A 5365-nucleotide genomic window follows, 5' to 3' on the forward strand; every position below is an offset into this window, starting at 1 on the left:
CGAGGCCGGCGGCGACGCGGGCTGGCGCGCCATGGCCGACGAGATCGCCGAGCTGGCCCTGGCCAAGTTCATCGATCCGGCCAGCGGCGGGCTGCGCGAATACTACGACGGCGACTGGAACCCCGCGCCGGGCCTGGCCGGCCGCATCATCGAGCCCGGGCACCAGTTCGAATGGGCCTGGCTGCTGCTGCGCTGGAGCCGGCTGGCGGATCGGCAGGACGCGGCGGCCGCGGCGCTGCGCATGATCGAGATCGGCGACGGCCCGGGGGTGGACCCGGTCCGCGGAGTAGCCGTCTTCTCGCTGCTCGACGACATGAGCGTCCACGAGGACGTCGCCCGCCTGTGGGCCCAGACCGAACGCATCAAGGCCGGCGTGCTGGCCGCCAAGGTCACCGGCGACCCGCGGTGGTGGGACACCGCGGCGGGCGGGGCCGAGGGCCTGTTGAAGTACTTCGACACGCCGGTGAAGGGGCTGTGGCGCGACAAGCTGCTGGCCGACGGGACCTTCGTCGACGAGGCGGCGCCGGCCAGCTCGTTCTATCACATCGTCTGCGCGATCCTGGAGCTGGACCAGGCGCTGGCGGACGGCGCATACGGTTCGGGCCAGGCCTGAACCGGGCGCCGCGAGCGGCCGGACGCGTCCCGCGGGACCCATCCGGCCGCCGGGGCCGTCAGAAGCGCGAAGCCAGGTCGATCGACTTGTGCAGCAGCACGACGTCGTCGATCTTGTTGGCCGGGGTCAGCAGCTGGGCGGTCATCGGGTGGTAGGCCCGGTAGCCGATCTCGGAGATCGCCGCGAACAGGTCCTCGGAATCCTCTTCCTTGAAGTAGTTGAACCACTCCACGAACAGGGCGGGCCGGTAGCGGTCGATCAGGTCGAACGACGAGCGCAGGATCTGCTTGTCGTAGCCTTCGCAGTCGGTCTTGATGAACGAGATCTTCGCCAGCTGTTCCGGCGAAAGGTTCTGGCTGCAGATCGTGCCCAGGGGCAGGCCTTCGACCTTGATGGTCGAGCCGACGATCTGGTTCAGATGGCTCTGCAGCTCGTTCGAATAGCTGCTGTCGATAATGCCGCCGTTGCAGTCGAAATTGCCGTGGTCGGCGATTTCGACTTCGGCCATCGGCGTCTCCGTGACGGCCTTGTTGACGAGCTTGTAGTGGCCGATGCCGGCGTTGAGGGCCAGGTTGACCTCGAGGACCGGCAGGACCTTCGTGTTCGGCTCGACCGCCAGCACGGTGCCCTTGTTGAGCGGCCCGCCATAGGCGCAGACGGCCATCGGCACGACGGTGTCGCCGCTGTGGGCGCCGATGTCGATGCAGGTGTCGCCGGGCTTGATGAATTTCGACCAGTTCCACGTCCGGGCATGGACGTCGATGATGTCGGTCAGGTTACGGGTGTCGTTGACCTGCGGGTGGTCCCATTCGCACCAATAGGCGGACACGCCGCTGTGGCCGTAGGACGCCAGATCGACGTGGTGGACACGGCGGACGCCTTTGAGATCGACAATGAGTTCCATGCTGCACTTTCCGTGAGAGCTTCAGTTCGGGACCGGCCTAGAGCCGGCCCTGTTCTGCGGCGATAGCCTTGAGCCGATCGAGGTAACGTTGCGCGACGGCGTCCACGCTGAAGCGGGAGGCGACCAGGGCCTGCCCGCGGGCGCCCATGGCCTGGGCCGCCTGCTTGTTTTCGTGAACCTGGCGCATGAACCGTGCTGCCGCCTCCACGTCGGGTTCGGCCCAATAGTCGCCGCCCTGCACGAAGATGTAGTCGTCACGCTCGAGGAAGGTCTGCTTGTACGGCACATTGAAGGCCGTTTCTGGCGTGCAGAACTCCAGGTTCCCCGAAAAGTCCGTGGCGATGACCGGCAGGCCCAGCTGCATCGCCTCGACGGCCCCGAAGCCCCAGCCCTCGCTGCGGTGGAGGGTCACATAGCAGTCGACGGACGATTTCAGCACCAGCAGTTGCCGGAACGGAAGGGTCTCGTCGAGCAGCACGATGCGGGGGTCGGATTCGACCAGGCTGACGATCTCGGCGATCTGGGCCTGGACGTTGGCCTCGCCCAGGACCTGCGAAAGATTGTGGGTCTTCAGGATCAGCGCGACGTTCTCGTCCGGATCCTTGAAGGCCGCCAGGAAGGCGCGGAGCGTCGCCGCCGGGTTCTTGCGCTTGATGAACGAGAAGCCGTCGAACGTGGCCATGAACACCGTGGCGTCTTCCGGCAGGCCGTAGCTTCGGCGAACCACGCTACGCTCCGGGCGGCCGATGTCGGGCAGGGATTCGACCGCCATGCCGACCTTGACCACGGGCTTCTGGGTGACCGCCGAATAGGTCGCGCGGTTGAACTCCGACGACATCCAGATCTCGTCGAGGGTCTTGATGGCGAGTTCGTGGCAGCGCGCGGGCTGAGGCAGTTCCCAGAAGAAGTAGCCGATGTTGTAGGCGTTCTGGAACAGCTTCGGATCCAGGTAGGCGGCCGCCAGCGGAACGCTTTCAGCGTTGAGGTGCAGCAGGTTGACCGCGAACGGCGCCTCGCTGATCTGGCTGTCCTGCCAGAACGCGGTGCGGGGAGCCGGGTTGTCGAGATAGAAGTCGAGCAATTCGACCTCGATGCCGGCTGCATGGAGCGTGTCGATGCTCATGCGGGTCGCCTGGCCCAGACCGGACTGCGAATTGATCGGGCCGATCAGGCGGACCGGGAAGGGCAGGGGAGACTTCCCGAAGGTCGGCTTGGGGCGAGGCGCGACCTTGCCGCGCGGGGCGGGCGTGGCGACTTCCGTCTCCCACGACCTGCCGCTCTTGGCCGCCGAGATGTCCTGGGCGCCGGTGCGGACGCGCTTGTGTTCGGCGCGGTGCTGGGCGGCCTTCTCGGCGCGGGCGCGGATGCGCGGCGCCAGGGTGCGCAGGTCGACGTGGAACAGGCCGCTCCAGTCGTCCGCGGGCGGCTCCAGCGTGCGCAGCAGCGCGATGACACTGTCGGGAAAGAACAGCGCGTAGTGGATGCCCTCGGGTTCGGAAAGCAGCCGGATGTAGCAGGCCAGCCGCTCGGCTTCCGACGTCGCGCTCCAGGGCGCTTCCTTGTGGTGGTCCATGTAGTGCTTGATGAAGAAGCACAGCGGCACGGGATGGGTCTGGCCGGCGGCCGGGGCCCGCAGGGCGGCCACGAAGGCTTCGGGAACCAGCGCATGGAGGCCGATGCTCGGCGCCAACTCGACCGACCACCAGTAGGCGATGGCGGGATAGCAGTCAGGATTGGTGTAGGGGTTGTGCGAAGCGGCCAGCGAACGCCGCCAGAACACCTCGACGATGCGCGGCAGGGCGCGGTCGGACATGTAGCCGGCGCTGCTCGACAGCAGCCAATGGATCTGCTCGCCGGTGAACGGGACCTGCAGCGGCTTGCGCAGGACGCTGTAGCCTTCGATGAACCAGACCAGCGCCTTGAAGCGATCCAGGTCGATATCGGTGTTGAACTGACGGTCCAGCTTGAAACGCCGGAAGGTGTATTCCTGATACTCCGTCAGGGGGACTTCGGATTGGCCGGTGGCGTCGCGCGAGGCGAAGATGTCGTCGACAAACTTCATGCATTGTCCTCGGCGTCGTAGGCGGCGTGCAGTTGGGTGACGGCGAAGGCGATGGCGGCGGCGGTCTTGAGGTCCCCAGGCGCCATCGTGGCGCGGGCGCCGGGCAGGGGGCGGTCGTCTTCGGCCAGAACGTAGAAGGGCTGCGGCTCATCCTGGCCCTGGGCCTGCAGCTTTTTCATGACCGGCTCAATGGTCGACAGAGGAATGAAGAAGCCGCAGAGGCCGCCCAGATCGGCCAGGTCGGGGCGGGGCAGGTTGGCGACGGCGCTGGCCACGAGGTGTGGCCCGAAGAACAGGCGCACGCGACCTGGCCCGCTGGGCCCTCCCTGACGCCAACCGGCCATGCCTGGACCGACGAAGCCGTCGAAATTGCCGGCGATGGGCGAAAGGCCCTGCATGCGGCGTTTCGTGGAACGCGCCGCCCCTACTAGGCTCATGATCCTCGTCTCACCTGAAAGTCCCCCCCAGCCAAGCTGGTGCAACGCATTCGACTGGTTCTCGGTCACTCGTCAAGCGGTTGCAACGCGTATCGCCCGTGAAACGTGTCGCCGTTTCCGCTTCGGGCAAACGGCCGCAAATGCGTGGGTGATGGAAACGCCGCGAGAGGAAAGGCGACGAAGCGAGCGGTGGCGGCGCTGGACGATACCGAAACCGCTGTTGACCCGAGGTGCGAGCACGTTAATGAAGCCGATGCGTGTGTCGGCGTTCGTCGCCGGCCACCCACGCTTGTCTTTCTCTCGGCCGTCCATTTGTCGATGCTAATTTGATAGGAGCCGCTTTGCCCCGCGCGTTAATCACCGGCATTACTGGCCAAGACGGCGCCTACCTGGCGCAACTGCTGCTCGGTAAGGGCTACGAAGTTTTCGCTATTGCTCGCCGCATCAGCACCGGCGGCATTCATGATACTCGCCTCAAGTGGCTCGGCGTCGATGGCGACGTCAAGATCTACGACGCGGACCTGCTCGACCTGTCGAGCCTGGTGCGGATCGTCGAGAAGGTGAAGCCGGACGAGGTGTACAATCTCGCGGCCCAGTCCTTCGTGGGCACGTCGTGGGATCAGCCGATCCTGACCGGTCAGGTCACCGGCCTGGGTGTCGCGAACATGCTCGAGGCCGTCCGCCTGGCGGCGCCGAAGGCGCGTTTCTACCAGGCCTCCTCTTCGGAGATGTACGGCCTGGTGCAGCATCCGATCCAGACGGAGGCCACCCCCTTCTATCCGCGATCGCCCTACGCCGTGGCCAAGCTCTACGGCCACTGGATCACGGTCAACTATCGTGAAAGCTTCAGCCTGCACGCCAGCTCGGGCATCCTCTTCAACCACGAGTCCCCGCTGCGCGGGCTCGAGTTCGTCACCCGCAAGGTCACGCACACCGTCGCCGGCATCAAGCTGGGTCTGGTGAAGGAGCTGCGGCTGGGCAACATCGAAGCCAAGCGCGACTGGGGCCACGCCAAGGACTACGTCCGTGCGATGTGGATGATGCTGCAGCAGGAGGTCGCGGACGACTACGTCATCGCCACCGGCCGCACGACCACCGTGCGCGACATGTGCGAGATCGCCTTCAAGCACGTCGGGCTGAACGTCGAGGACCACCTGATCATCGATCCGGAGTTCTTCCGCCCGGCCGAGGTCGACATCCTCCTGGGTGATCCGGCCAAGGCCAAGAAGGCCCTGGGCTGGGAGCCGGAGATCAGCCTCGAGCAGATGATCGTCGAAATGGTCGAAGCCGATATCGACGGTCTCAAGCGACAGCATGGTTGAGCAGGTCGCCGAACGGCTCCTCATTAC

General features: G+C 65.9%; 5 protein-coding genes. 2 read left to right on the plus strand and 3 right to left on the minus strand.

Annotation, left to right across the window (positions count from 1 at the left end; translation table 11 throughout):
- On the plus strand, positions 1 to 613 hold a 613-nt coding region (locus tag DMC18_RS21065; protein WP_199232600.1), incomplete at its 5' end, for an AGE family epimerase/isomerase.
- 58 nt (positions 614 to 671) lie between these two features.
- Here DMC18_RS21065 and DMC18_RS21070 read toward each other — a convergent pair.
- From DMC18_RS21070 to DMC18_RS21080, 3 genes are read right to left on the minus strand one after another with little or no spacing between them, the layout of a single operon-like run.
- Positions 672 to 1517, minus strand: coding sequence for an FkbM family methyltransferase (locus DMC18_RS21070; RefSeq protein ID WP_110120579.1), 846 nt, complete (start codon positions 1515 to 1517; stop codon positions 672 to 674).
- Between the two features lie 37 nt (positions 1518 to 1554).
- Positions 1555 to 3579, minus strand: coding sequence for a glycosyltransferase family 4 protein (locus tag DMC18_RS21075; protein ID WP_110120578.1), 2025 nt, complete (start codon positions 3577 to 3579; stop codon positions 1555 to 1557).
- Positions 3576 to 3977 (minus strand): hypothetical protein, encoded by a 402-nt coding sequence (locus tag DMC18_RS21080; protein WP_110120577.1) that lies wholly within the window; start codon positions 3975 to 3977, stop codon positions 3576 to 3578. Before DMC18_RS21080 ends, DMC18_RS21075 begins: the two co-directional genes overlap by 4 nt.
- A 380-nt stretch (positions 3978 to 4357) precedes the next feature.
- Between DMC18_RS21080 and DMC18_RS21085 the strand changes: the two genes are divergently transcribed.
- Entirely contained in the window at positions 4358 to 5338 is a 981-nt protein-coding gene (locus DMC18_RS21085) for a GDP-mannose 4,6-dehydratase (RefSeq protein WP_110120576.1), read from the plus strand.
- The last annotated feature ends 27 nt before the right edge of the window (positions 5339 to 5365 follow it).

Source organism: Caulobacter sp. D5, assembly GCF_003185805.1.
Taxonomy (GTDB): Bacteria; Pseudomonadota; Alphaproteobacteria; order Caulobacterales; family Caulobacteraceae; genus Caulobacter.